The sequence below is a fragment of the Actinoplanes sp. NPDC049599 genome, assembly GCF_044465625.1.
Classification (GTDB): Bacteria; Actinomycetota; Actinomycetes; order Mycobacteriales; family Micromonosporaceae; genus Actinoplanes.
This window is the reverse complement of the sequence record NZ_JBITLX010000011.1, coordinates 145,355-169,902: the sequence shown is the minus strand read 5'-3', so window position 1 is coordinate 169,902 and position 24,548 is coordinate 145,355. Positions and strand designations below refer to the sequence as shown.

The window sequence follows — 24,548 nt, the reverse complement described above, 5'->3', positions numbered from 1 at the left end:
CGCTACGAGCACATGTCATATCTGGTGCGAGCCGGCATCGCCGAGCGGGTCGGTGGCCTCACGTGGAAGCCGGCAAACACCTGTGACCGCCTCGGACGAGGCTGACAGGCCACCGTCCGGGGTCAGCTGGCGGCCTGGAGCCCTCAGAATGCCGTCGGCACCCGACCCGCGTGCTGCATCGGCCTATCTCGGCCGCGGCGCGCCTCGTGCGTCCGTCCGCTGTTCGGGGCCCGCCTGGTTCTTGTCCTCAGCCGGCGCGTCGCTGTGCGCGGGGGACCAGGGCTACTGCGGCGTCGGCTTTGGCGCGTTCGGTCTGGAGTTCGAGGATGACCGAGGTGTAGGTGTCGGAGGTGATGGATATGGAGGAGTGGCCGAGGGTTTCCTGGATGTCTTTCATGTCGGCGCCGGAGGCTTTGAGGTAGGTCGCGGCGCAGTGCCGCAGGTCGTGCAGGCGGATGGGTGGCAGGCCGGATCCGGTGATGAGTTGTTCGAAGCGGTTGCTGACGGTGTCGGGGTGCCAGGCGGTGCCGTCGGGTTGGACGAACACCAGGCCGGTGTGCGGCCATGTGGCGCCGTTGACCAGTTGCCAGCGGGCCCGTCGGGCATAGTGGCTGCGCAGCAGGTTGATGGTGGCGGTGTCGAGGGTGATGTTGCGGTCGCCGGCGTCGCTTTTGACCTTCTTGGTGATCGGCCGGTATCCGTCGGTGGTGATCTGTTGGGTGATGACCGCGATGCCGGTGTCGAGGTCGACGTCGGCGTCGCGGAGTCCGACGGCTTCACCGCGGCGTAGCCCGCGGTGCAGGATGAGCGCGAACATCGGATACAGGGCGATGTCGTGGTCCTCGGCATAGTCGAGGAACGCTCCGGCCTGGGCCGGGGTCCACACCATGACGGCGCTGGGCCGCCGCCCGGTGGCCTTCCAGGCCGCGACCGCGGCGGCGGTCCAGACCCGGGCCTTGGGGCGTTTGCCGGAGGGTAGTTCGACGTGCGCGGCGGGGTTGAACTCGATCAGCCGGTGGGTGCGGATGGCGTCGTTGAGGGCTTTGCGCAGGGTGGCCCGGATGCGGTGCATCGTCGCTGCGGACGTCGTCCGGGCGCTTTTCACGTGGGCTCGGATTGTGGGGTCGTCGCTGCTGCGGGCGATCTCGATCTCGGTGCTGCGGTCGGTGATGGCCTCGAACATCGCCTGCAGGTGTGAGACGTGGAGCTGATCGATCGGTATGTGCCCGAGGTGCGGTATCAGGTGCACGCGGATGTGGCTTTCGTAGCCGCGCAGCGTGGTCGCTTCGATCTTGCGGCCGCGGTGCCATTGCTGCAGGTAGTCCGCGATGGTCATACCGGCGGTTGCGGACACGCCGGCACGGACGCGTCGCGCGACCTGATCGCGTGAGGGCAGCGGCTGGCCGGCTTTGACCTTCTTGAGCACGACGGCGATCTCGAAGCGCTGACCGGCGTCGGTGCCGGGCAGGTTGAGCAGAGACCGGGCGTGGTCGAGTTCGGCCAGGGCGTCGTCGCGGTCGTCGAAGCCCCGGCGGCGCAGCTGCCAGCGGTCACCGCCGGGTTTGTGGGGCAGCTCGAGCTGGTAGGCCCATCGGCCGTGGTGGGCACTCCATGCCCCGCCGGGCCGGTGCAGCCGCGGACAGCGCGCGCCGAGTCTTGTGCCGTGGGCGTCTCGGCAGGAGCAGTGTTTGCTCAGGGTTCCTTGCGCCATGCGTGGACGACTCCTTACCTGTCAGGGCCGGGTGCGGGGCGTGGGCTGCCAGGGATTTCGTGTCGTCGATCAACGCGTGGATCCACCCCGTCGATCAAGTCGTCGGCGACCCCCCGCGCGGGTGGCTCTGCGGGCATATGCAGCGCGGCCAGGACGGCTGGTACAGGTATCCGGTAGCGGGTGCCGAACCGCAGGACCGGTACGGGGAACTTCCCGGTGCGGATGAGGTCGTAGGCCACCGACCGGGACAGGCCGAAGATCGACGCGGCGACCGGCACGGTCGTGACGGTGCCCAGTGCGCGGATGCGCTCCGGCGTCCATGCCGGGCCGCCGGACGGGGCATCGGTCTGCACCGGCGGACTCACGGCGGGTTGGGGGTGAAGTGGGCTGGTCATGGTGATCCCTTCAGAACAGCGGTGTGCAGAGGCGGAACAAGGGGAGCGGGTGTGGATTCACTGATCTCGTCCGGTCCGACAGGCACCGGCCGGAGGTAGCGGTCATGCCACCACCTCGCCGCCGCTGATCTCGGGTAGTCCGATGGCGAACACGAGGACGTCCTCGTGCGCGATCAGGTGCATCGGCGTGCCGGCCCGGCGGGCCTTACGGACCGCCTGGAGTTGGAAGAAGCTGGGCCGGGCGACCAGCTGGTCGTCGCGGACCGCGGCGAGCAGGGCCACGCAGCGGTCCACGGGGGTGAGACCGGCCCGCAGCCCGGCGCCGATGACCGCGGACGGCAGGTCGACGAGCTGGCCGTGTTTGCGCCACGGCCGGGCGGTCACCACGACCACCCCGCCGGGACGCAGCAGCGTCGCGCAGCCGGAAAGGATCTGCGCGAACCCGTCGGTGAGGCCGGTCAGGTCGCGGTAGGCGAGGTTGCCCTTGTCGGTGCCGTCGTTGTAGGTGTTGTCGGACTTGCGCACGCCGCCGTCGCCGGGCTCGACCAGGCCGTGCACCGTCGGCCCGTACGGCGGTGACGTCACGACCAGGGCGACCTGTCCGGTCAGGGCCGCGGGGACCAGCGACAGGATGCTCGTGGAGTCGCCGCGGATCACCGCGGCCCGCCCGGTCGCGCCCCGGGTGTGGGCGTGCTTGATGTTGGCGTCGGCGATGTCGGACCAACGGGACTCGTACTCGATGCCGAGCGCGTCGCGGCCGGCGTGCACGGCCTCGACCAGGGTGGTGCCGATCCCGCACATCGGGTCGAGCACCAGGTCGCCGGGCTGGGTGTAGTGGGCGATGGCGTGCGCAGCGATCGCCGGCAGCATCCGCGCGGGGTGCTTGACCGACTCGGCCACGTAGCGGCCCTTGCGCTGTACCGGCCCGGTCGACTGGGCAGTCGCCCAAACCGACAGGCCGTCCGGCCCGACGCTGCGGTGCCGCCCGCCCGAGGGCGGCTGGGCATCGGGAGCGTCGGGCGGGTTGGCCGGCTCCTGCGGGGAACGGTGTTCAACCACGGCTACCACCCGCCCTGCCGGCCGCGCGAGCCCGAGCGCGGCGCGGGGAACTCGGTCTGGCTGAAGACGAGCAGGTCGGCGTGCACGCGCAGGTGCGCGGCCTGCCACTGGCCAGTGGTGTCGGCCAGCGCGAGCAGCTCTTCGTCGGTGACGTGGTAGATGAACGCGTCGCCGTCGGTGTCGGCGGCGATCGCGACGATGTGCTGCAGGTAGCCCAGTCGGACGCCAGCGGCGGCCTGCACGACCGGCGTGAAGTCCTCCGGGACCGGCGGGGCGCCTGCCGGGACGGCGACGACGAGGATGAGGCAGCCGCCCGGGCGCAGCAGTTGCCGGCAGGCGGTCAGCAGCCACGCGAGCCGAACCCGGTTAGCGGCGTCGCCGGTCTGGTCGAGCGGCCAGCGGGCGACCACCAGACTGGTCACCCCGCGCAGGGAGCCGTCGGCCGGAAGATCGGCGTCCGGTGCTGCCGGCTGTAGAGCGGGGTCGGTGAGGTCGTCACCGAACCAGGCGCCCAACTCGGGCGGGTTCTCCTCGGCCTCGTCCTCGCCGTCATCGGTCCCTACGGGCATGGTGCTGTCGGTGGAGTGTGCCGGGCTTGCCGGGCCGATGATCAGGCTGGCGGCGTCGGTGAACCAGGCCGGGTGGTGCCGACGCCCGCCGGCCGTGCAGGCCTGGGTGAGGGCGTGGCCGTCGGTGAGGTCGACGACGACCTCGCCGGAGCGGCAGTACGCGGCGATCAGCCGGGTCGCGAGCCGGGCGCCGATGGAACGGCCGGCGTCGGCCTCGGTCCGGGCGGTACGCCAGACAGTGATCGGCACCGGCGGGTCACCGGCGACCAGGTCGGTCGGGGCCGCGTCGATCGCGGCCGGGTCGGTGGAGGCGGACGGGTCGGTGTGGTGCTGCGGCGTGTGCTCGCTCATGAAGTGGTGGCTCCGCGCCGCGCCGTGATGCGCTGACACCCTCAAACCGGGTTCTGTCGGCTCTGGCGAACACTGCCCGACCTGACGGCCGTCTGACACGGTTCTGACACCACGCCGGCTGCAGGAACGGCCCGAGGTGCGCCGGACAAACCGGTGGAGGCTGTCAGCCGTCCGTCAGACGCTGTGAGGTCGCGAACCGTTCTGGCTGTCAGACCCGGCGGCCGCTGTCAGATTCCCGGTGGTCGTTGGCCCCCCAACGACTGACACGGCGCCGCGAGCAGAAACCCCAGCTCCACATGGGTGTGCCAGAAGGTCAGGTACGTGCGGGCCTGTCGGACGCGTCGTTTCGCCGGTGGGTCGCCGCGGCCATCCGCGCTGACCTGGACTGTCGGAGCGGTGTCAGCCACTCGTGGCCCAATCGGCGCGATGCCCTACACGGCGGGCTCGATTCTTGAGGCCACGACCGCGCGGCGAAGCCCACCGTCGATAAAGGAGTTCGTTGCATGACCGCCACCGACTGGCCCGACTCGCCGCTGGACGCCGTCGCCGCGGCCTTTGCCGCTCTGACCACCGGGCCACAGCCGCTGCTGCTCGACCTGGATTCGTTACGTACGGGCACCGACCTGCCCGAGGGCAGGGTCCGTCTACCCGCGTTGCGGAGCTGGCTGCTGCAGCACCCGCGTTCCTTCGAGGCCCGCGACGCGGTATGGCGCGAGCTGATCCGTCGCGCCCGCCTCAGCGGCCCGGCCTGGGTCATCGCCGCCACCGCCCTGGCGTTGCCGGCACTGCGCCGCTACGCCGGGCAGCTGCGTCGCGGCTGGGGCGGCGACGCCCACGACCTGGACGCGGAGATCCTCACCGGCTTCCTGACCGCGCTGCGTGACCGGGTCGACCTGGCCCGGCCCGCGCCGTACGCGTCGCTGTGCCGGGCAGCCTGGCGCGCCGGCCACGAGCTGCATCAGCGCGACGGCGCCGAAGCCATCCCGCTACCGGAGGAGATCCTCGAGCACGTCACCGGACCACGGACACCGAAACGCCCGTGGGGACATCCCGACCTGCTGGTGCGCCGCGCCGTCGAACTCGGCATCGTCGACCCGGACGACGAGCAGCCCTACATCGACCTACGGCTCGGGCACCGCGCGATCGAACCGATCGCTGCCCGCCTCGGCCTGCAGGTCGACACCCTGCGCCGCCGCATCGAACGTATCGACGCCCGCATCGCCGAGGCCGTCAGCGACGGCATGCTCACCGAGGCCATCTCACCGCAGGTACGTCAGCAATGGCAACGGCGAGCCGAGCAACGCCACCGGATCCGCGCCGGCCGCGGCGCCGCACCGGCGAAGCCGCCGCAGCAGCTCGTCGCCTGAACCCATCTGCGTCACCCTCCGCGGGCCCGACACCCTTCGTCGGGCCCGCTGTGTATTGCGGCGATGGCATGACTTCGCGCAGCCACCGCCAGTGAGCGATCGCGACAGTTACCGCACGATGCTTGCTGGGGACAGCCTTTCGGATGCCGCACGCGATCTGCGGCAGACGATTGAACGCGATCAAGACCACCAACCGGAACCGTTGCACGGCGGTGCTCACCGTTGTCGGAGGATAGAAAACATGGACCCCTCCGACGGGCGCTGCCCACCTGAACTGGCGGGCACATCCCATCACTTGCGTCGCCAGCGTTGAGATCACGCTGGCGATAGCTGTCACGGGCGTGGGATGGGCAGCTGAGGTCTGGCCATGATGCCGAAGAAGAACAGCGCTCGGTCCGGCAGAGCCTACATCGACGCTCCCAACGAGCGAGTGCATAACTCCAGTTCCCACCTCCCGGTTACACCTGAACGGTGGTCACCTGCCGAGGAGGCTATTTGCGCTGCTCACGGGTGTTTAGCTTGCCCGAGTGACACTCGTGAATCTGAGCCCTGCTCACATACACCTACTCAAAGCCAGCATCACCCTCGCCAGGCACGCCCACGGTTTCATCGACGAGCAGCGACGCCTCCTCAGTGGCGCTCACAAAGCGCTGTGCAACGCGCTGCGCGGCGAGCATGAACACTTCGGCCACCTACGAGCAGCATCGCGCGACGTCAGCGGCGATGTCACTGCAGACATGACCGTTGAACAACTCGCCGACGCCTGGATCGACGAAATACTCCTCGAGAACCGGGTCAAGCAACAGACCGTTGGCCACTACGCCGACAACCTGCGCTACCTGATCCCGCCCGCCGTCGGGGACATGCCCCTCCAGGACGCCACCGTCGGTGTGCTCGACCGCTACCTCAGAGGGCGGTAAGGGAGATTAGGTCCCTTTCTGGATGAGGGCGAAGATTCCGGGCTGGTTCTCGGTGAGGATCTGTCGGCTGACCATGCGTTTGAGCTTGGCTCGGGCGCCTTCGACGTGTTTCGGGAGCGGCTCGATGTCGAGGGCGAGGCAGATGTCCTTGGCCCGCATTCCGGTCGGTGCGGTGGCCAGGACGGTGAGGATCTGCTGGTAAGCGGAGCTGGTCACGGTCGGGTCGTCGGCGGTGAACTCGGTCGCGGCGAGGGCGCGCAGGGTGCTGCGGGTGGTCGTCAGGTCGGTCAGTTCGCCATCGACGCGGGTGAGTTCTTCGGTGAGCGCGGTGATCTGCGTGCGTAGCTGGCCGGCCCGTGCAGCAGCATCGGCTTCCCGGTCGGTGATCAGTGCGAGGATCGTCTCGAGGTGCACCGGCTGCCTCTATCCGTGTCGCCAGGTCGGTGTGCTGCTGCCTGTCAGCCGGCGGACCATGTTCGCCATCGACGCCCACAACGTGCGTGACACGCTCGATTCGGTCCGGCTCTCGTATTCGCGGACCAGGCGACGGTGCAGCATCAGGGTGCCGTTGACCTGCTCGACGATCCACCGTTTCTTGACCGGCACGAACCCAGGCCGGGCGTCAGATCGTCTGACGGCCTCAATATCGATGCCCAAGACCGCGCCATGCAGGGCGAAATCCTGTTTGAACCCGGCGTCGACCCAGGCGTGGGTGACGGTCGGGACGTGCTCGGCGACTCTGTCCAGCAGTGCGATGCCGATCGCGTTGTCCGTGACCGATGCCGCGGTCACGACCACCGCGATGATCAGGCCGAGCGCGTCCACCGCCAGGCCGCGCTTGCGGCCGGGGACCTTCTTGCCAGCGTCTTTGCCGGTCGTGGCGGCCGGGACGTGGTTCGCCGCGCGGATCGACTGGGTGTCCACCGCGACCGCGCTGGGATCCTCGGCCCGGCCGGCCTTCTCCCGCGTCTGGCAGCGCAGCAGGTCATGGATCGTCTGATCAGTGCCGTCGTCACGCCACAGGCCGAAGTAGTAGTACGTCACCGGCTTCTGCGGCAGGTCATGCGGGAGATACGCCCACTGACACCCGGTCCGGTTCTGATACAAGATCGCGTTCACGACCTCCCGAAGATCCTGCTCGCCCAGACGGCCCGCGACCGAGACCCGCTTCGCCCTCCAGGCATCCAGAAAGGGTCCGATCAACGCCCACTGCGCATCGGTCACGTCGCTCGGGTACGGCTGGCGATCATCCATGACCTGGCCAACGCCGCAGCCAGCAGACCAGGCGTGACCGGCATTCACCTTTCACGCCATTGAGTGATCACTATCCATCGTGAACCCACAGAACGATCTCCAAACGGACTCAACGCATAGATCAACCCGAAGGATCTCCAACCGCCCTCTGACAAGCCCGGCCGGCAGAGACGGCCACCCTTGCCCTCTTGCACCCGACCACTGCCGGTGACGTGGGCCTCCCCACGAGGTCCGTCCACGGCCTCACTTCAATGATCTGATCACTGGCACGACCCCGGCCGATCGCCCGGCCACCCGCGCACTGCCGCACCCCGGGCACGGCCGCACGGCCGTGCCCGGGCTCCCCACCCCTCGAGGGAGGAACCCGCCATGACGTCCAAGCCCGCCGTGCAGACCCGGCCTGTCACCTTGCCGCGCCGGCTTGATCGCGCTGCGCTGCGCCGCCTGCACGCCGCATACGCGGCGAGCCCCGCCTGACCGTCCATCAACGCTTTCCGCCTGATCCGCCGCCCTGCCGCCGCCCCGGCTCGCAGGGCTTCGTGCTGTCCGGCACCACATCACCCCCTTGTTTGAGAGGAGCCCGATCGTGGCTACCCGCATCACCAGGACCGTCATCGACGACCTCGACGGCGACGACGCCGCCGGCACCTACCGCTTCGCACTCGAGGACACCATCTTCGAGATCGACCTGTCGGCGGCCAACCTTGCCCGGCTGCGCGCCGCGCTCGCCCCGTTCATGTCCGCCGGCCGCCGCCTGCCCAAGAACCAGACCGTGCGCGGCGCCACCCGCCCCACCGCGACGTCGCCGGTCAAGCGGATGCGCCGCTGGTGGGCCGACAACCAGCACCGCGACGACATCCCCCCGTATCGGGCCAACGGGCGCCTCCCGCAGCAGGTCGTCGACGCCTACCAGCAGGCCACCACCCTGCAGCAGCCCTGACCGGCCGGGCGCCCGGCGCCGATCCCACACGCCGGGCGCACGACTTGCCTCACCTCGCTCATCGAAGCGTGCATCAGTGCACGCCACCTCCGGCAAACCCTCACGGCGGCCCGCTCCGACGGGCCGCCGCCACACCAGAAGGGACACCGCCACCATGACCACTGACACTCACGAGGCGCCGGCCGGGCCCGAACCGGCGCACAGCGCGTTCCGCGTCCTGGCCGGGCTCGCCGACCTCGGCGAAGCCACCGCCGCTGCCATCGCCCAGCACGCCGGACTCGCCTACTCCACCGTCACGCCGAAACTGCGCGCCTGGGAGACCAGCGGACACGCCCAGAAGTACCGCCACGCCGCCACCAACCAGACCTTGTGGCGGCTGACCCCGGCCGGGCGAGCCGCCACCGGCGTGCAGAGCGACGATCCGGCCCCGCCCACGGACACCGACGTGCCACAGACCGCGGACGACGCCCATCGCCCGACGGCGTCGCCGCCGGCAGAGCCGGCACCATCCGACGTGCCGCCCACCGAGCCCGACACGAACCCGCCGCACCCCGACGTCCGTCGCGACGACGAGCCGGCCCTGCCCGAGATCGCCGTAGCACAGCCCGTACCGAACCCGCTCGACGACGCCCCAGCCGCCGGCCCGCAGCCCGCCGACCCGCATTCCGCCGACCCGGCGCACGACGACGGCAGTGACCACGCCGCCGCGCCGGACAACGGCGACGAGTCCGCGGCGTCGGACGGCAGCGGTGCGGCGGCGACGCCGCAACCCGCCAAGCGCAAGCGGCCGGCCGGTGCGCTCGAGGCCAGCGTGCTGGCCATCCTGCGCGACCGCCGCGATGAGACGTTCACGGTCAACGACCTGCGCAAGCTGGTCGACAAAGCCGACGAAGGCACCGGCTATCCGGCCGCCAGTGCGGGCGCCCTCGCCAACGCGCTCACCAAGCTGACCGGCAAAGGTCAGGCCGACACGGTGCAGGACAGGCCCGCCACCTTCCAGGCGGCGCCAACCACCGACTGACCGCCCGACCGGCATTTCTTGTTCCAGGTAGCCCGGGACGGGCGTCAACTCGTCGGCGCGAGACGCCCGGCCCGGTGCTCCTTGCGTTGAAAGGAGCAACCCTCGTGTCTTCCATCCTGACCGCGTTCCTGACCGCGCTGGGCGGCCTGTTGGCCGGACTCGCCTGCGGCGCGGTGGCGCTGCACCGACAGTACGAGCAGCTCACGGAAGCCCGCCGGCAGACCGCCGCGGCGAACCGGCGCGCGGATCACGCCGAGTTCCTGGCCCTGCATGACGACACCACCGGCATCCCCAACCGGCGGGCGTTCCTGGCAGCCTGCGACCGGGCGCTGGCCACCGGCGAGCCGACCGGGGTCATCCTGCTCGACCTGGACAACTTCAAAAAGGTCAACGACACCTACAGCCACGAGCACGGCAACGACGTCCTGACCACCGTCGGGCTGCGCCTGACCGACCTGGGCGCGCCGGTGGCGCTGGTAGCACGGCTGTCCGGCGACGAGTTCGCCCTGCTGGTCACCGGCGACCACGAACAGACCCGCGCCTGCGCCCACACCGCCGCCACGGCGATCAGCGGCCAACCGATCCCGATCGTCGGCACCCACGACATCGCAATACGCGCCAGCGTCGGCTACGCCCACGCCACCGACGCCGGCACCGCCCGGGAGTTGCTGCACGCCGCGGATCTGGCCATGTACGAGGCCAAACGCAGCGGTACCGGCGTCACCGACACCACGCCGCCGCAGCTGCCGCCGCGGACGCGGTGCCGCGACGCCCGCCACCAGCCCCACAGCCACGCCACCGACACCACATGACGGAGCAACCGGCGGCCGGCGCGCCCACTTCCTGAGCCCGCCGACGGGTTCGGTCGCGGCGCAGCGCGCGCCGGCGGTCGGTGACCCCTCCTCCTCGACCGTCGGGCGCCCACGGGTCGCCGCGACGACGTCGCCTGCCCGGCCAGACCCCGCCACCCGGCTCCCGCGCCTGAACGCGCGGACCCGGGCCGTCGGCGTGCCCCGCACGCCGCCCTTCAGCCGTATCTCTGACGAAGGAGACAGCAGTGGACATCAGCGAACCCGCGACGCCATCCACCTCCACCACCGACACCCTCGCCTACCCGATCTCACCGGACTACGTGAAGTCGTGGACCCCCGTCCGTGCGGTCTGCGAGCTCATCGCCAACGCCCTCGACGAAGACCCCGCCGCCCAGGTCAGCTGGGCGAACGGGGTCCTGACCATCAGCGACAACGGACCGGGCATCCCCGAGGAAGGCCTCATCCTCGGCTACTCCACCAAGACCGTCCAGCAGATCGGCCAGTTCGGTGAGGGTAAGAAGCTCGCCGCGCTCGTCCTGGCCCGCAGCCCGCACATCGGGGCTGTGCGCTGCGAAACCGTCAGCTACGGATTCACCCCCAGCGTCGAACGCCGTCGCCTGCTCGGCGGCATGATCCCGTCCCGGTCCGCCCAGGGCGCCGAGGTGCTGGTCTACCACCTGTACCGCACCGACCGCACCCGCGGCACCGTCTTCACCGTCGCCTGCCCGCACGACCTCGCCGACGAGGCCATCGGACGATTCCGCGCCCTGACCGAACCCGGCTACACCCCACCGCCCGCACCCGGGTCGTGTGTGCTCGACGGTCACCCCGGCCACGTCTGGATCGGCGGCGTGCTCGTGTCCACGGTGCCCGGCCTGCTCGCCTCCTACGACCTGCCCCTGGACGACAAGGCGCTGCAGAACCGCGACCGCACCGTCATCGAGGCCGGCGCGCTGCGCACCGCGGTCCGCGCCATCCTCGCCGCCGGCGACGACCAGCAGGTCATCGACCGGTTCGCCACACATGTGCTGGCAGGCGGCACGCTGCGCGAACCGGAACAGTTCTTCACCACCGTCGGCCACCCACGCGCCCGCGCCGCCTGGCGCGGCTGGGCACGTGCCCACCTGCCCGCCGACATCTACTACACGGCGGCCCGCGACCGGGAGGCCGCACTGGATCTCGCCGACCGCGGCTACACCGAACTCACCGCCCGCGGCCTGTCCGAGCATCAGAAGCACGCCCTGATGGGGCTGCTCGGAGTTGAGGTCGCCCGCACCCGCCAACGCACCCACTACGACAGGACCCGCAACAAGACCACCTGGGTCGCCGACCGAGCGTTGAGCGAGCAGGAACGCGCGGTACTGGCCGAGGCCCGGCAGCTGGTCTGCCGGGCCATCGGCACGTTCGCCCTGGACCAGGTGCGGGTGTACACCGACAGCGAGCAGGAACCGTGCGCGGACGGCTTCTACAGCCCCGCCTCCGGCACCATCGCGATCCACCGCGACGTCCTGGCCGACCGGCAGCGGACGCTGCGCACCCTGGCCCACGAGGCGGCGCACCGGGTCGGGCACCGCGGCGGCGGCCGGTGGCTGCCGATCCCGGACTACGGCGACCGCAGCCGTGGCTTCGAGAGTGTGCTCAGCGACTTCGCCGCGCTCGTGCTCGGCTACCTCGCCGACGACCGCCCACTGCCACCGCCGACCGAACCCACGGATTCGGCCACCAGCACCACGGTGCGTCGCACGGCGGCGGACGATCCGGCGGTGCCGGCCAGCCGACGCGAGCTGGCGCACCTGCTCGCCGACCAGCTGCCGCACGCCCTCACGGCCGGCGGTTTCACCAGCGAGAAGGACCTGGTGGCCTCGACCGCGGTCTTCCCCGGGTACTGGCACACCCTGACCCACCCGCGGGTAGCCGGCTGGCGGCCCAGCCGAGGCGGAGTCGGAGCCTGGGACTACGACAAGGTCGCTGTGCTCGCCGAAGCCGTCGGCGTGCACCCGCCGGTCGTCTGGCTCGGCTACCACCTGTGCGAAGGCGCCATGCACGGCCGCCAACGCCGGCACTGGGGCAAACCCGGACGGTGGGCCAAGAGCATGCGCGACGCCGTGGACCGCGCCTGCACGGATCTCGCCAAGCTCGGCGGCGCGTACGCGCAGCAGATTCCCGCGCTGCGCGCCCTCGCCGACGGCACCACCGCCGCCCCGGTCGGCCACGACACCTGGCAGGCACCCGCCCACGCGCTGCTGGCCCTGGAACGCCAACGGCTGAACCTTGCCCCCGATTCCCGCTGAGCCCCCGGTGCCCACGGGCGCGACATGGCGGTCCGTGCCCGCCGTGCTGGGCGGCGCCGCTGTCCACGCCACCCAGCACGGCGGACCCATGACACAAACCGCGTTCGCCCGGCGACCGCGGCCATTCTTCGCCGCCGACTCGCGGGTGTGACCACAATCGTTAGTTGGCCATCCTGTAAAGGGTGAGCTGGGAGGCAGCGTCGGATTGCAACGCTGACCCGGCCAGAGTTGCAACGGCTAGTTGGTCGCTTTCAACAATCGATGGTGTCGTCGCGGCTCTCGGGACCGCTACTCCTTCATCCCGGCGGAGAAGCCGCCTTCTCCGTCGGTGATCTCCAGTTCGCCGGACGCTGGGAGGGTCAGGAACCCGCAGCCTCGAGCCCATTCGCGCCCACTCTCGCCCTGCTCGAGATGGCAGAGGAGGTGTTCGCCTTCCTTGGCGGGTAGGACGAACTCGCCGTCATCGTCGAGGGGGCGATCACCCCGCCGGCCTGGGTCACCTGGTCACGACTGACCCGTGCAGATATGTACCGCAGGTTCTGTTGGTCGATGGGCTTGTTGCCGGTGGCGCTCCACAGGTCGTCGACGGCCGCGGCCGGCACGGCGATGATCCAACCTTTGGTGATTGGCGTGTCGGACCCGCCGATGTCGCTAAGGACGACGGCCGTGCCGGTCAGACCGTCGGCGGGCGGGTCGGTGCACGCGGCCAATAGCGGTGCGAGCAACAGCACTCCTGCAGCTCGCACCACTACGGATGTCCGGAACCGGGGTCGGCTCATTTCAGGGTGAACTCCGCCTCGTACGTGGACCCGTCGACCAGCGTGATCCGGAAGACCCGGCTGGTGGCTGCCCATGTCTTGGGAGTCTGCACGTTGAGGTGCCAGTGCGGGCCGGACTTGACCATCTTGTAGTTCGCGCCGTCGGTCAGGAATCTGACCGAGGTGACGGTGCCGGCGTTCACGCCCGGGCCGGAGATCGACCACTTGAGCGGGATGGTGCTGCCGGCCTCAACCTGTCGCTCAACAACCGGATCCAGCACCTTGCCAACTAAGCCCTGCAATGGCCAACTAACGGTCGCAGTCACAGGGCATCAGTTCCCGGGCTGCTACGAGCCACAACCCGGCGACTTGCCCTTCGGGCAAAAGATGAGCGTCGATCGGTGCAGGCCGCCGCCGATGCCGCTATCAGGCAGAACAGGTCCCGCTATCCGGTGTTGGCGATGGTCGCAGCATGCCCGCGAACCCCTTCGTCGGAAGGCCCGACGTCATGCCAGCACCGCCGCCCGTGCGGCCCAGCGACACCTGCCCGATCCCCGACGACATCACCGACCGGCTGCTCTACGCCCTGGCCGTCGATGTCGCCGCCGCCCACCAGCCGCGCCCGGACGGCACCTGCCCGAACCCGCAATGCCACAGCCGGCAAGGCCCGTGCGCGCCGCTACGCAACGCCTACCGCGCCGCCGACGCCGCCCGCCGCCATCCAGGTCCTGACCGGCCAGTACCGCACCATCCGGCCCGCGGACACGCCCGCGTGCCGGCCATCCTGCCGGTGGAGTCGTCGAGCGGGTTCGCTGCCGAGCCCGAAGCCGGTCAGGTGCCGCACGTCCCGCCCGCTGCCGGGCCTGGGCAGATGCCGCGTCCGTTCGCGGTGTTCCGGCGTCCACCCGCTGCCTGACCACATCCCTCCCGTCCACGGCACCTCACCATTCCGGCCGGCAACAGCGCCACCGCGAGGTGCCTCCACCATCGGAGACGTTCATGAACTTCCTTGCCCACGACACACTCGCCGGATACGCCCGCACCGCCGTCGACCTGCGCAGCCGCATGGTCGACTACCACCGCAGCCCGCTGTCACATGACTGGCTCGACGCCTTCATGAGTACCCGGCTCGCCGACACCGCGCAGCCGCCGACGCCGAAGGTCCTCGACGCCATCCGCCGGATCAGCGCCCTGCCGTGGCGAGACGGCCAGCCGTACGTCGTGGCACCCGCGATGACCGCGGTCGTCACCGCCGCCGCGCAGGCACTCGACCTCACCGGCGAGGTCCTGCCCGACGACATCGCCCCCGACGACCGCGGCGTCCTGCTGCTGCCCGAACCGGTCTACCAACGTGACCGCACCGGCGCGGTCACCTCCATCGGCGCGATCACCTGGGCCAGAACCACCACAGCCACCACCGGCGCCGCCAGCTGGTTCATCTGCGGCTGGGCCGACCACCACGACCCTCTCGACCCCGCCGCCGCCCGCCGCCGCGAGCAGATGGCAGCCCGCCCCGACCTGGCCCGCCAGTTCGGCCCCTACGTCCTGGTCACCCTCGACAGCCTGCCGATCGGCCGGCCCATCGCTGCACGCCCCGACCTGCCGGTCATCGACGACGCCGACATCGACTGGCAGAACGCGCCCGACGGCCGCTACGTGCTCGACGAAGCCGCCATGCACACCAAGGTCAGCGCCGCGCTGGTGTACGCGTTCTGGCGCATCCAGGCCCAGCCCCTGGCCACCGTGGCCGCCGCACCGGCCGACCGTGCCACCCGGCGCCGCGCGGTGCGTGCCTCGATCCGCCACGACACCCGCGTGGTGATGCTGCGCCGCACCAACCCTCTCGCCGAGCCCGGCGACGGCGACCCGAGATGGCACTACCGCGTCCGGTTCTTCGTCCGCGGGCACTGGCGGCGGTTGATCGACCGCGACGGCAACCCGTACCGCATCTGGATCAACGCCCACATCAAGGGCCCCGACGGCGCGCCGCTGCTGCTCGGCGAAAAGGTCGCCGTCCTCGCCCGCTGAACCTCCGCACCATCGCCCACCGGCCGAAGACCGCGCGACGCCCCCCAACCGGCCCCGTCCGCGCGGCCTTCGCCGTGCCGCTAAGCAACTCCCTTGTCACGCCGCCATCGAGGAAGTGAGCCAGCCATGACCACCCGTGCACTCGCCGGAGTCGCCGGCGCGTTCATCGTGATCGTCCTGCTGTGTTCCGGGCTGGCCACCACCGTGATGTTCGGCGGTGGCGACCCCGCGAACGCCGGTTGCACCTCGACGGGAGGTACCGCTGCCGGCGTGTCACCGGCCGGCCCGCCGCCGTCGGGTGGTGTGGGCCCGGTCGGACGCTGGGACGGCGAGCAGGTCGCCAACGCCGCCACCATCATCGCCGTCGGGCAGGCACGGCAGGTACCGGCACGCGGCTGGGTGATCGCCCTGGCCACGGCGATGCAGGAATCCCAGCTGATCAACCTGCCCGGCGGGGCGGACGACTCGATCGGACTGTTCCAGCAGCGACCCTCACAAGGGTGGGGCACCCCGGCCCAGCTGCACGACCCGCAGTACGCGGCCACGAAGTTCTACCAGAAGCTGACGACCATCGACGGCTGGCAGGCGATGCCGCTGACCGTAGCCGCCCAAAGCGTTCAGGTGAGCGCCTACCCGGACGCCTACGCCACGTGGGAATCCGACGCCACCCGGCTCGTCGGCGCCCTGTCGGGTATCACCACCGGCGTCTGCGGAATCGCGGTCAGCGATCAGGGCTGGACCCGGCCGGTGCACGGCACGGTCGGCTCCGGGTTCCGCACCTCCGACCGTCCCGGCCACGACGGTGTCGACCTGATCGCGGGCAAGGGCACCGCGATCCACGCCGCGTCCGCGGGGACGGTCAGCCGGGTGCGGTGCAACGCCGTCGACACCCGCACCGGCGGCGACTGGGGCTGCGACCGCGACGGTGACCCGAACCTGACCGCCGGCTGCGGCTGGTACGTCGACATCGACCACCCCGGCGGCATCGTCACCCGCTACTGCCACCAGCTTGTGCGGCCCTACGTCCACGTCGGTCAGCACGTCAACGCCGGCGACGTCATCGGCATCTCCGGCAGCAGCGGCCATTCCTCCGGGCCACACCTCCACTTCGAAGTCCACCTCGGTGATCACAGCGCGGCGACAGCAATCAACCCGGTGAGATTCATGGCTTCCGTCGGCGCCCCACTGGACCAAGGTGAGCGATGACGCATCGGATGCAACATCCGGCAGCCGCGACGAGAGCGTGCCTGGTGCTACCGGGATCATTGTCTCGGCTCAGGCGCAGGTCATCCTTCCCACCTGGGTCGCATCCGTGCCCGGGAAGCGATCCATCTGGAACACGGCCCAGACGGAGCTGTCACGCCGACTTCACGTCTTGCGAGCAAGCAGGTATCCCTGCGGAGTCGTCTCCTGCTCCTCGGCGGGCCGGCCGCCCCAGAACACCGTCTCGAATCCGGCCTCGGTGACCCGGCGCTCCATCTCCTCCGGCGACAGCCAATAGGCGTCGAACTCGACACCACGGCCGATGCTGCGACCCCGACGCCGGAGCTTGCCGTCTCCGGCCTTGAACGCCGTCACCAGATAACCCCCCGGTTTGACGACACGAGCCAGCTCGCTGAACGCAATCGCCCTGTCAGAAGGCGGCAGGAAGAGCAGCGAATACCAACAGACCACCCCGGCCAGCGAGGTGTCCTCGAAGGGCAAGCCACGCAGGTCGGCAACGTCGAAGGAAAAGTCCGGGTAGTCACGACGCGCGACACGCACCATCTCGGGCGAGAGATCGACCCCGCGGGGGATCAGGCCCTGCGCTGCCAGGTAAGCAGCGAGCCTCCCTGTCCCGCAACCGATGTCCCCGATGTGGACGCCCAAGCCCGCCGCAGCCGTGAGCTCGCAAAACAGGCCGAGCACCGCCCGCTCGATGGGCATGCTCTCCAAAACACCTGCTAGGCGGTCGACATAGAACTCGGCAAGCCCATCGTGCGCGGCCCTCAGCTCTTCGGTCTTGGCGTCCATCGGGCGAACCATAGCGGCCGCACCGGTGACAGGCGCCCAGGGGCCGCCTCGGCGATCGGCGAATACCGCACGGTTGGAATATCGCCGCCTCCCGGCAATAGCCCACCACCGCCGTCTCCCATTGTGCACCGAATAACTCACGAAACCGATGTCCGAGTCCTCGGAAGAGAGGTTCCACCATGCCAGAATCAGAACCCGCCACTCGCGTCGACAACGGGTCCGCACCCACCGGCATCGACTCGTCTGGCGGCGCGGCCGATGCCCGAATCGGCTTGCCGGAGCTCCTCGACGCGTTGCGCATCATCGGTGGCGCCGACGGTCGCGACGCCGCTGAACACTGGATGCGGCACCACCTCGGCGACATCACGGCTCCTATGGCGCAGCGCATCCTCGCCGGAATCGACAGCGACTCCGTGTATCTCGCAACGCTGCCTGACTCGCCGTTGAGTGACGAGAATTGGCCGCCCTCCGACGGCTCCCGGAATATGAGCCTCACACGTCCCGAAGTACTGGACGAACGCGAATGGGAACAGGCGCGTCAAGCCTTCCTCGTCGCGTTCACCACGGCGGCGAACGCCGAACTTGTCGCGGTTCTCCGTCGCATAGCCGACACCGCCTAAAAGGCCACCGGTCAGCAATACCCCGCATCAAAGAGAAGCCCCGCGCGTCCCAGGGACCCGGGCCGCCGTGAATCCCGATGGGAGTTCCACCATGACCGACTATCAGCCGGGGCGACGCGTCGCCCTGGTCCACACCGACGACCCCTACACCGACCTGCGGCCCGGTGACACCGGCACTGTCGTACGCCACGACCAGGATCAGCACACCGTCGGCATCGCCTGGGACCGCGGGTCACGGCTGGCGATGTGCCTCGACGGCGGTGACCGGATCCGGCTGCTCGCGCCCGTACCGGACGATCCCACGCCGGGCTGGACCGCCGTGCTGCGGCAGCTTCGCGTCCGGGGCGCCGAAGCCGGCCGCGATGTCGCCGACGACTGGGCCCAGCAGACTCTCGCCGGGCTGCCCGCCGACGGCGCACAGGCGGTGCGTGCGCACATGCTCGCCGGGATCGACGTCGGCGATGCCGGTGTCCTCGCGCTGCTGCCGACGTTCACCCCGCCGCCGCGCTGGGCCGGGCGCGACACGGCCGAGGTCCGCTACCACGACGCCGTCGCCGACAGCGCCCACCACCTGCCCGCCAATGCCGCGCCGGCACCGGGCTGGAGCGAACTCAACAACGACCAGCGCGCCCAGACCGTCACCGCGTCCCGCGACAGCTTCAACGCCGCCGTCCGCCAGCGCATCAGTGAACTCTGCCGCCCGCAGAACCCTCCGGGATCAGCCCGGCCCGAGTGAAGCCTCCGTGCCGACCTGCCCCCGCCCAGGGCCCCACTGCCCTCGGCGACGTCGGTGACTGCCGCCGACGACCCAACCCCCATTCATGCCCGGCCGGGCACGGCCGTGGCCGACCTGAAAGGACCGTGGTGACCGAATTCCGACCGGGTCAGCGCGTCGCGCTGACCCGCACCCACGACATGACCAACCCGCCGCACGTCGGCCGGCAGGGCACCGTGCTCACCTACGAGCCCGCCGCCCAGACGGTCACCGTCCGCTGGGACGACGGCACCATCACCGAAATCCGGCTGGCCGGCGGAGACGGCCTCGCCATCCAGCCCAGCCCAGTCCCGATCGGCGAGGACATGTGGCAGCAACTCCTGGCGAGCGTCACGGCTCGCGGCGCCGGCGACGGTCTCCGGGCCGCCGACGCCTGGAGTCGTGGCCGGACCGGCTGCAGCCCGGAGCAGGTCCGCGGGACCGCACGACAGATTCTGCAGGTGCTGGACGATGACGAGGACCTCGACGAGACCTTGGCGCCGCAGTACGACGCCAGCGGCTTCGCTCTGCCGCCGACCAGTCGGCAGCTGTCGCGACTGCTCGCCGTCGGCGGGCAGGCCGGGCAGCCGGTCCCACAGACCCGGTGGCGGCAGGCGGCCTGGACGTACCGCGACGCGTTCGAGACCGCGGTGCGCGAGCGTTCCGGTGGCTGGGCCCGGCGCACCCTCATCCCGCGGGCCGGCGGCCGGGACCTGACCGAACTACGCCCGGATCAGGTGCGCGTCGGCCGGGTCGGTGTGTTCTCCGGCGAGTGGATGTGGACCCACCCGGACGACGGCCCCGACTTTCTGCGGATGGGCTTCGTCGGCACCCTGATCGACCGGTGGAACGGCTGGGCGGTGTTCTCCTGCACCCGGCCGGTAGCCGAGGCCATCGTCGCCGAGCAGCAGCACCGGCGCGCCCACGAACTGCAAATCCTGGTGGCAGGCGGGATGACACCGCAGCAAGCCCGCCGGGAGGTCGACACCATGCTGGCCGACCTGCACTTCGACGGCGAGGTCATCGTGGCCGACCAGCGGGTCAGGTCCGACGACCCGGAGGCGATCGAACGGACCGCCCCCGATCCAGATGGCCGGTACGTGGTGATGGGCCGCAACTGGTGCTGGGAAGCGGTCGACCCGTACCGGTGTGACCACATCGTCGGGGAGCTTCCGGACTCCGGCGGCGAGCAGGAGTTCGTGGTGCTGACGCACACGCCGGGGATGCGGCTGCCACACGACCGGCTGCGCCTGCGGGTGGACGGACAATGGCCGGTCGCCGCAGGCATGGCCTTCGTCGGCGGGCTGTGGCTCGACGGGCAGCGGGTCGCCACGATCGGCAACGACGCCGCCGGCGGTGGCGCCGACCTGGTGATAACCGATCCGGCCGCGACCGAACTGTTGCGGGCGTTCCTGGCGGGCTGCCGGTTTCACGGCGGGCCGGTGGATTGGCCGCGGCTGCTGGACGCGTTCGCCGACGAGGCATACCTGACCGGCGCCGTCGGGCAGGCCACCGCCGGGGGTACAACGCTGGTGCGCGAGGTCGACGACGCCGGCTGCACCCGGACGGTGCGGCTGATCGCCGCGCAACCGGCCGGCTGGGACGAGCTCACCGGTCTCGCCGCCGACCTGGCCCGCACGGGTAGCGGCCGGTGGGAGATCTGGACGGGCCGGTCCTGGTTCTCGCTGCCCACCGACATCGGCCACGGGTCATGACCCGGCCGGCGGAGCCGACCGGTGACCCTGCGCACGAGCACTGGGCGCTGCTGCTGACGGGGATGCGTGCCGCCGGCGCCCGCGCCGGTGCGGATGCGGCCGACTGGTGGGCGCAGGACACCATCGGTGGCCGGGCCACCGGCGACACGACGGCGGTGGCCCGGCGGATCGTGGAGAGAATCGACGCCGGTGACCCGCAGATCGGCGACCGGCTTCCCACCTTCGCCGGCAGCGGTGCGTCCGGTGACGTGCCCGGCGAAGCCGATCTGATCTACGAGATCGGCGCGGATCGGCAGCGGTGGACGCCGTCGACCAGCGCGCGGTGGGATCAACTGGTCGCCGCCTACGCGATGAGTTTCGATCAGGCGGTTCTCGACCGGGCCGGGCAGCTGTGCCGTGACGTGCTCGAGCCGGATGACGAGCCCGACTCCGACGACGGCGTCGCGCTGTCGGTCGGCGACCCGGACACGATGCGGACCCGGCTGCTGGCCCGCATGTGTGACACCTGCATCTTCCGGCCCGGCAACCTGATGCACCTGCACCCGGGACGGCTGCACGACCTGATCGCCCAGGCCCGAGACGGTGACGGGTTCATCGTCTGCCACAGCACCCTGCCCGGCATGGCCCCGGACGGGACCGACCCGGCGGTCTGCCGGGGGTTCGCCGACCGCTACGACACCCAGGCCCTGCAGATCATCGGCCGGCTGTTCGGCTTCGACGAGATCGAACCGCCGAACGTCCACCACGGCTGACCGCACCCCGGCACCGACCGAACCTGACCTCGGCCATCGACTTGATCAATCGGTGCGCCGGTGCGTTCATCGTCGGCGACGAACCGACCCGCCGGATCTACCGAGATGTCGCGGCGCCGTACGCGCCGTGACCCAACCACTGGCACCACCCTGCGGGTGTGCGGCCTCTCCGCTGCGCCGGAACCCCTCTTTTGTGACCGGGGGTTCGGGCGAGCGCGGGGTGGACGGCAGCCCGTCTCCGCTGTGCGCGGTTTGTTCACCGCCCGCGCATCCGGAGACGGATGCGCGGGCCTGACCTGCGAAAGGACCCGTCCCATGTCCACACCCACCACACCGCCACCCACCGCCGGCTCGGATGCGACCGCGGCCGCAGGCCGTCGAGGCTCCCTCTATCCCCGCGTCGCCCTGCACCTGGCCGGCCACCCGGACGCCCTGCTGAAGGTCGGCGAGATCACCCGAGCCATCGGCGCCCCCTCCTCCGGAGCGGTGTTCGAGGTGCTGAAGAAGATGGCGGCGGCCGGGCACGCCACCCACGTCCGCGACCCGCACCACCGGTTCCAGATCACCCAGGCCGGCGTCGACGCCGCCGCCGGCATGCCCGCCGGCGTACCCGGCTCCGGCGGCCGGACCGGCAGCCGCAAGCCGCGGCCGGCTCCGGTCGCCCGGCCCAACGGCACCCTGTACCACCCGCGCCGGCTCGGCCAAGGCTGGGACGTCGAGGTCCTGCACGACCTCCGGACGCAGAAGATCCCGGTCCTGCTGTACGGGCCGCCCGGCACAGGCAAGACGGCCATGCTCGAAGCCGCCTTCCCCGACCTGCTCACCGTCGCCGGTACCGGCGACACCGTCGTGGACGACTTCCTCGGCTCCTACAACCCGATCCCCGGCGGCGGCTATGAGTTCGTCCACGGCCCCCTGGTCACCGCCATGCGCGACGGCCGGCCGCTGCTGGTCGACGACGCCACCCTCATCCCGCCCCGGGTCCTGGCGGTGCTGTATCCGGCGATGGACGGCCGCGGCGTCATCACCATCCCCGCCCACGGCAACGAACACGTGCAAGCCGTCGACGGGTTCTACGTGTGCGCCGGGCACAACCCGGGCGTGCACGGCGCCGTGCTGACCGAAGCCCTCGCGTCCCGGTTCACCGTGCACCTGCACGTCAGCACCGACTGGGATCTCGCCCGCCAGCTCGGCGTCCCCAAATCGGTCATCGCCGCGGCGCAGGACCTCAACAAAGACCTGGCCGCCGGACGGGTCGGGTGGGCGCCGCAGCTACGCGAACTGCTCGGCTTCGTGAAAGTCCGCCAGCAGCTCGGCCAGGCCACCGCCCTGGCCAACCTCGCCGGCATCGCCCCCGAGGACGCCCGTGACGACGTGGTCGCCGCTCTGGCCCGCCACACCGGCACCACGATCACCGCCCTCGCTGTCGGCGTCCGCTGACCACACCGGAAGGAGGCACCTGATGTCCGACCCGAGTACGCACCGCTCGACCGGCCGGCCGGTCGCCACAGCCGATGACGCCTGGAAGCCCTGGTCGCAGGCCTGGACCAAGCACATCAAAACCTTGACCGGCCGGACCGACCTGCACGTGCTGGTCGCTCCCGGCGCAGGCGGCGGCGCCCCCGAGTGCTTCTACCCCGCCCTGCGCCGCGTCGAGGTCGACGCCACCTACATCGCCGACAACCCCGCAGTCGCCGACCCCCGGCGGGTCGCGCACCGCAGGGTCGTGCCCACCGGCTACGGGCTGCTCGTGCACGGCGCCGCCCACGCCGCCCACAGCCACTGGACCGCACCGCCCGGCACACCACCGATCCTCGCGCACGTCGCCGACCTGCTCGAGGAATCCCGCGCCGAAGGCCGCCAGCGGCAACGCCGCCGCACCGACCGCCGATGGCTACGGCACACCGCCACCGCCCTGCTCGACCCCGGCACCGCCCCGGTCGACGACCCCTGGCACGCCGGCACCCTCGCCGCACTGCTCCTCGCACGCGTCGACGCCCGCATCATCACCAGCAAAGACGTCCGCACCGTCCGCGCCGCCGTCACCGACGTCCTCGGCCGCCGACGGCTCACAGCACTGCGCGAGATCTGGCAACAAGCCCACACCGTCGACGACACCGACGCCCACACGATGATCGACCTCGCCCGCCGCTGGTGCCAGATCCTAGGCATCGACCCCGACCAGCAGCACACCGTCCCGGCCGCCGATCCCGGCGAGTTCCCGGGCCGGCTGGCCCAAGCCATCACCGACTACCTGGCCACCGTGGACAGGCTCACCCCGAGCCAGCACGCCGCCCGGATCCTGCAACACCGGCACAGCCCACCGAACGACTGGCGGCGCAGCGACCCCACCGAACAGCAACGCCGGGCCGCCCGCGACCTGGCCGCCCGTATCACCCACGCCCGGACCCGCAACCCGGAACCGGGCGCCAAATCGTCACTGATCCCTCCCGGACGGCTCCGCACCCGACACGCGATCACCGCCGACGCGCAGACTGCTCAGGGGCAGCTGCCCACAGCCGCGCCCTGGCAACAGCGCACCCAGCTCCCACCGCCGAAACCGACCCTGCACCTGGGGATCCTGGCGGACCTGTCCGGGTCGATGGAGCCCTACGCCGACGAACTGTCGTCCGCAGCGTGGATCTTCGCGCACGCGGCCCGCCGTTCCGAAGCCGTCACCACGACGATCGGCTTCGGCAGCCACACCAGCGTGCTCGTCGCGCCCGGCGCCAGACCGCAGCAGGTGCTGCACATGATCGCCGACCAGGCCACCTCCACGTTCCCGGAGGCCGTCAAGGTCGCCGACCGGCTGCTCGACCTACGCCACGGGCGCACCCTGCGCATGCTCGTCGTGGTCTCCGACGGCCGGCTCGACGACATTCCCGCCGGCCAGAAACTGATCACCACCCTGCACCGGGCCGGCTGCACCGTGCTCTGGCTGCAACCCGCCAACCTGCCCAGCCACACCTTCACCGACGCCACGACCCTGACCGTCGCTAACCCCGCCGACGCCGTCACCCAGATCGCCAACGCCGCAATCGCCGCACTTGAGCGCACCTGACCGACCCCTGCCTGGAACAACACTGCGGCCGGAGGCTACGGCTGATGCACACGAGCCCGGTTTGTCGGGGGCCAAGATCTAGTCTAGCGCGGCCACACACACGTCTCTTCATCATTTTCAAGGTCGCTTGGAATCACGCTGTGGGCTGAACACCTGG

At 70.8% G+C, this 24,548-nt stretch carries 24 protein-coding genes; 15 read left to right on the top strand and 9 right to left on the bottom strand.

Annotated features, from left to right (window positions below):
- Positions 1–247: 247 nt before the first annotated feature.
- The 4 genes from xerC to ACIBQZ_RS21275 all read right to left on the bottom strand — a co-directional run bounded on the left by xerC (position 248) and on the right by ACIBQZ_RS21275 (position 4,085).
- Positions 248–1,426: a tyrosine recombinase XerC gene (gene xerC, locus ACIBQZ_RS21290; protein WP_396090454.1), complete on the bottom strand. Its 1,179-nt coding sequence runs from the start codon at positions 1,424–1,426 to the stop codon at positions 248–250.
- Between the two features lie 299 nt (positions 1,427–1,725).
- Positions 1,726–2,064 (bottom strand): helix-turn-helix domain-containing protein, encoded by a 339-nt coding sequence (locus ACIBQZ_RS21285; RefSeq protein WP_396090453.1) that lies wholly within the window; start codon positions 2,062–2,064, stop codon positions 1,726–1,728.
- Positions 2,065–2,208: 144 nt separating this feature from the next.
- Entirely contained in the window at positions 2,209–3,174 is a 966-nt protein-coding gene (locus ACIBQZ_RS21280) for a TRM11 family SAM-dependent methyltransferase (protein WP_396090452.1), read from the bottom strand.
- Positions 3,168–4,085, bottom strand: a complete 918-nt coding sequence (locus ACIBQZ_RS21275) for a hypothetical protein (protein WP_396090451.1) — start codon at positions 4,083–4,085, stop codon at positions 3,168–3,170. Before ACIBQZ_RS21275 ends, ACIBQZ_RS21280 begins: the two co-directional genes overlap by 7 nt.
- A 503-nt stretch (positions 4,086–4,588) precedes the next feature.
- Here ACIBQZ_RS21275 and ACIBQZ_RS21270 point away from each other — a divergent pair.
- Together ACIBQZ_RS21270 and ACIBQZ_RS21265 are read left to right on the top strand one after the other, a co-directional pair.
- Positions 4,589–5,452 carry a hypothetical protein gene (locus tag ACIBQZ_RS21270; protein ID WP_396090450.1) on the top strand — a complete coding sequence of 288 codons (864 nt, stop codon included), beginning with the start codon at positions 4,589–4,591 and terminating at the stop codon, positions 5,450–5,452.
- A 527-nt stretch (positions 5,453–5,979) separates the two neighbouring features.
- Positions 5,980–6,372: a hypothetical protein gene (locus tag ACIBQZ_RS21265; protein ID WP_396090449.1), complete on the top strand. Its 393-nt coding sequence runs from the start codon at positions 5,980–5,982 to the stop codon at positions 6,370–6,372.
- A 6-nt stretch (positions 6,373–6,378) separates the two neighbouring features.
- Here the strand turns inward: ACIBQZ_RS21265 and ACIBQZ_RS21260 are convergent, their stop codons facing one another.
- Both ACIBQZ_RS21260 and ACIBQZ_RS21255 read right to left on the bottom strand, forming a co-directional pair.
- A complete protein-coding gene (locus ACIBQZ_RS21260; RefSeq protein WP_396090448.1) occupies positions 6,379–6,786 on the bottom strand; it encodes a hypothetical protein in 408 nt (135 codons plus the stop codon).
- 9 nt (positions 6,787–6,795) lie between these two features.
- The gene (locus ACIBQZ_RS21255) at positions 6,796–7,626 is read right to left on the bottom strand and encodes an IS5 family transposase (protein WP_396090523.1); all 831 of its coding nucleotides are present in this window, start codon (positions 7,624–7,626) and stop codon (positions 6,796–6,798) included.
- Between the two features lie 586 nt (positions 7,627–8,212).
- Here ACIBQZ_RS21255 and ACIBQZ_RS21250 point away from each other — a divergent pair.
- The 4 genes from ACIBQZ_RS21250 (at position 8,213) to ACIBQZ_RS21235 (ending at position 12,690) form a co-directional block, all read left to right on the top strand.
- A complete protein-coding gene (locus tag ACIBQZ_RS21250) occupies positions 8,213–8,566 on the top strand; it encodes a histone-like nucleoid-structuring protein Lsr2 (RefSeq protein ID WP_396090447.1) in 354 nt (117 codons plus the stop codon).
- 154 nt (positions 8,567–8,720) lie between these two features.
- Positions 8,721–9,587, top strand: coding sequence for a hypothetical protein (locus tag ACIBQZ_RS21245; protein WP_396090446.1), 867 nt, complete (start codon positions 8,721–8,723; stop codon positions 9,585–9,587).
- 104 nt (positions 9,588–9,691) lie between these two features.
- Positions 9,692–10,399 (top strand): GGDEF domain-containing protein, encoded by a 708-nt coding sequence (locus ACIBQZ_RS21240; RefSeq protein ID WP_396090445.1) that lies wholly within the window; start codon positions 9,692–9,694, stop codon positions 10,397–10,399.
- A 245-nt stretch (positions 10,400–10,644) separates the two neighbouring features.
- Entirely contained in the window at positions 10,645–12,690 is a 2,046-nt protein-coding gene (locus tag ACIBQZ_RS21235; protein ID WP_396090444.1) for a hypothetical protein, read from the top strand.
- Between the two features lie 359 nt (positions 12,691–13,049).
- On the opposite strand, the gene ACIBQZ_RS21230 is transcribed toward ACIBQZ_RS21235, so the two are convergent.
- The gene (locus tag ACIBQZ_RS21230; protein WP_396090443.1) at positions 13,050–13,421 is read right to left on the bottom strand and encodes a hypothetical protein; all 372 of its coding nucleotides are present in this window, start codon (positions 13,419–13,421) and stop codon (positions 13,050–13,052) included.
- 44 nt (positions 13,422–13,465) lie between these two features.
- Positions 13,466–13,774, bottom strand: a complete 309-nt coding sequence (locus tag ACIBQZ_RS21225; protein ID WP_396090442.1) for a hypothetical protein — start codon at positions 13,772–13,774, stop codon at positions 13,466–13,468.
- Positions 13,775–13,920: 146 nt separating this feature from the next.
- On the opposite strand from ACIBQZ_RS21225, the gene ACIBQZ_RS21220 reads away from it, so the two are divergent.
- The 3 genes from ACIBQZ_RS21220 to ACIBQZ_RS21210 all read left to right on the top strand — a co-directional run bounded on the left by ACIBQZ_RS21220 (position 13,921) and on the right by ACIBQZ_RS21210 (position 16,682).
- Positions 13,921–14,364 (top strand): hypothetical protein, encoded by a 444-nt coding sequence (locus tag ACIBQZ_RS21220; RefSeq protein ID WP_396090441.1) that lies wholly within the window; start codon positions 13,921–13,923, stop codon positions 14,362–14,364.
- Positions 14,365–14,447: 83 nt separating this feature from the next.
- Positions 14,448–15,476, top strand: a complete 1,029-nt coding sequence (locus ACIBQZ_RS21215) for a hypothetical protein (RefSeq protein WP_396090440.1) — start codon at positions 14,448–14,450, stop codon at positions 15,474–15,476.
- A 126-nt stretch (positions 15,477–15,602) separates the two neighbouring features.
- Positions 15,603–16,682, top strand: coding sequence for a M23 family metallopeptidase (locus ACIBQZ_RS21210; protein WP_396090439.1), 1,080 nt, complete (start codon positions 15,603–15,605; stop codon positions 16,680–16,682).
- A gap of 162 nt (positions 16,683–16,844) precedes the next feature.
- On the opposite strand, the gene ACIBQZ_RS21205 is transcribed toward ACIBQZ_RS21210, so the two are convergent.
- Positions 16,845–17,489, bottom strand: a complete 645-nt coding sequence (locus tag ACIBQZ_RS21205) for a class I SAM-dependent methyltransferase (RefSeq protein WP_396090438.1) — start codon at positions 17,487–17,489, stop codon at positions 16,845–16,847.
- Positions 17,490–17,668: 179 nt separating this feature from the next.
- On the opposite strand from ACIBQZ_RS21205, the gene ACIBQZ_RS21200 reads away from it, so the two are divergent.
- The 6 genes from ACIBQZ_RS21200 (at position 17,669) to ACIBQZ_RS21175 (ending at position 24,391) form a co-directional block, all read left to right on the top strand.
- Positions 17,669–18,109 (top strand): hypothetical protein, encoded by a 441-nt coding sequence (locus tag ACIBQZ_RS21200; RefSeq protein WP_396090437.1) that lies wholly within the window; start codon positions 17,669–17,671, stop codon positions 18,107–18,109.
- Positions 18,110–18,200: 91 nt separating this feature from the next.
- Positions 18,201–18,845 (top strand): DUF4314 domain-containing protein, encoded by a 645-nt coding sequence (locus ACIBQZ_RS21195; RefSeq protein ID WP_396090436.1) that lies wholly within the window; start codon positions 18,201–18,203, stop codon positions 18,843–18,845.
- Positions 18,846–18,973: 128 nt separating this feature from the next.
- Positions 18,974–20,578 carry a hypothetical protein gene (locus ACIBQZ_RS21190; protein ID WP_396090435.1) on the top strand — a complete coding sequence of 535 codons (1,605 nt, stop codon included), beginning with the start codon at positions 18,974–18,976 and terminating at the stop codon, positions 20,576–20,578.
- Positions 20,575–21,330 carry a hypothetical protein gene (locus ACIBQZ_RS21185; protein WP_396090434.1) on the top strand — a complete coding sequence of 252 codons (756 nt, stop codon included), beginning with the start codon at positions 20,575–20,577 and terminating at the stop codon, positions 21,328–21,330. The genes ACIBQZ_RS21190 and ACIBQZ_RS21185 overlap by 4 nt, the downstream gene beginning before the upstream one ends.
- 315 nt (positions 21,331–21,645) lie before the next feature.
- Positions 21,646–22,770, top strand: a complete 1,125-nt coding sequence (locus ACIBQZ_RS21180) for an AAA family ATPase (protein WP_396090433.1) — start codon at positions 21,646–21,648, stop codon at positions 22,768–22,770.
- A gap of 22 nt (positions 22,771–22,792) precedes the next feature.
- A complete protein-coding gene (locus ACIBQZ_RS21175) occupies positions 22,793–24,391 on the top strand; it encodes a VWA domain-containing protein (RefSeq protein WP_396090432.1) in 1,599 nt (532 codons plus the stop codon).
- The last annotated feature ends 157 nt before the right edge of the window (positions 24,392–24,548 follow it).

What these genes read in the sequence shown, in the direction of transcription:
- ACIBQZ_RS21195 (WP_396090436.1), top strand. Translation starts at nt 18,201, where the DNA reads ATGACCGACTATCAGCCGGGGCGACGCGTCGCCCTGGTCCACACCGAC.
- ACIBQZ_RS21185 (WP_396090434.1), top strand. Translation starts at nt 20,575, where the DNA reads ATGACCCGGCCGGCGGAGCCGACCGGTGACCCTGCGCACGAGCACTGG.
- ACIBQZ_RS21255 (WP_396090523.1), bottom strand. Translation starts at nt 7,626, where the DNA reads ATGGATGATCGCCAGCCGTACCCGAGCGACGTGACCGATGCGCAGTGG.
- ACIBQZ_RS21180 (WP_396090433.1), top strand. Translation starts at nt 21,646, where the DNA reads ATGTCCACACCCACCACACCGCCACCCACCGCCGGCTCGGATGCGACC.
- ACIBQZ_RS21200 (WP_396090437.1), top strand. Translation starts at nt 17,669, where the DNA reads ATGCCAGAATCAGAACCCGCCACTCGCGTCGACAACGGGTCCGCACCC.
- ACIBQZ_RS21220 (WP_396090441.1), top strand. Translation starts at nt 13,921, where the DNA reads ATGCCCGCGAACCCCTTCGTCGGAAGGCCCGACGTCATGCCAGCACCG.
- ACIBQZ_RS21245 (WP_396090446.1), top strand. Translation starts at nt 8,721, where the DNA reads ATGACCACTGACACTCACGAGGCGCCGGCCGGGCCCGAACCGGCGCAC.
- ACIBQZ_RS21210 (WP_396090439.1), top strand. Translation starts at nt 15,603, where the DNA reads ATGACCACCCGTGCACTCGCCGGAGTCGCCGGCGCGTTCATCGTGATC.
- ACIBQZ_RS21270 (WP_396090450.1), top strand. Translation starts at nt 4,589, where the DNA reads ATGACCGCCACCGACTGGCCCGACTCGCCGCTGGACGCCGTCGCCGCG.
- ACIBQZ_RS21175 (WP_396090432.1), top strand. Translation starts at nt 22,793, where the DNA reads ATGTCCGACCCGAGTACGCACCGCTCGACCGGCCGGCCGGTCGCCACA.
- ACIBQZ_RS21205 (WP_396090438.1), bottom strand. Translation starts at nt 17,489, where the DNA reads ATGGACGCCAAGACCGAAGAGCTGAGGGCCGCGCACGATGGGCTTGCC.
- ACIBQZ_RS21215 (WP_396090440.1), top strand. Translation starts at nt 14,448, where the DNA reads ATGAACTTCCTTGCCCACGACACACTCGCCGGATACGCCCGCACCGCC.
- ACIBQZ_RS21275 (WP_396090451.1), bottom strand. Translation starts at nt 4,085, where the DNA reads ATGAGCGAGCACACGCCGCAGCACCACACCGACCCGTCCGCCTCCACC.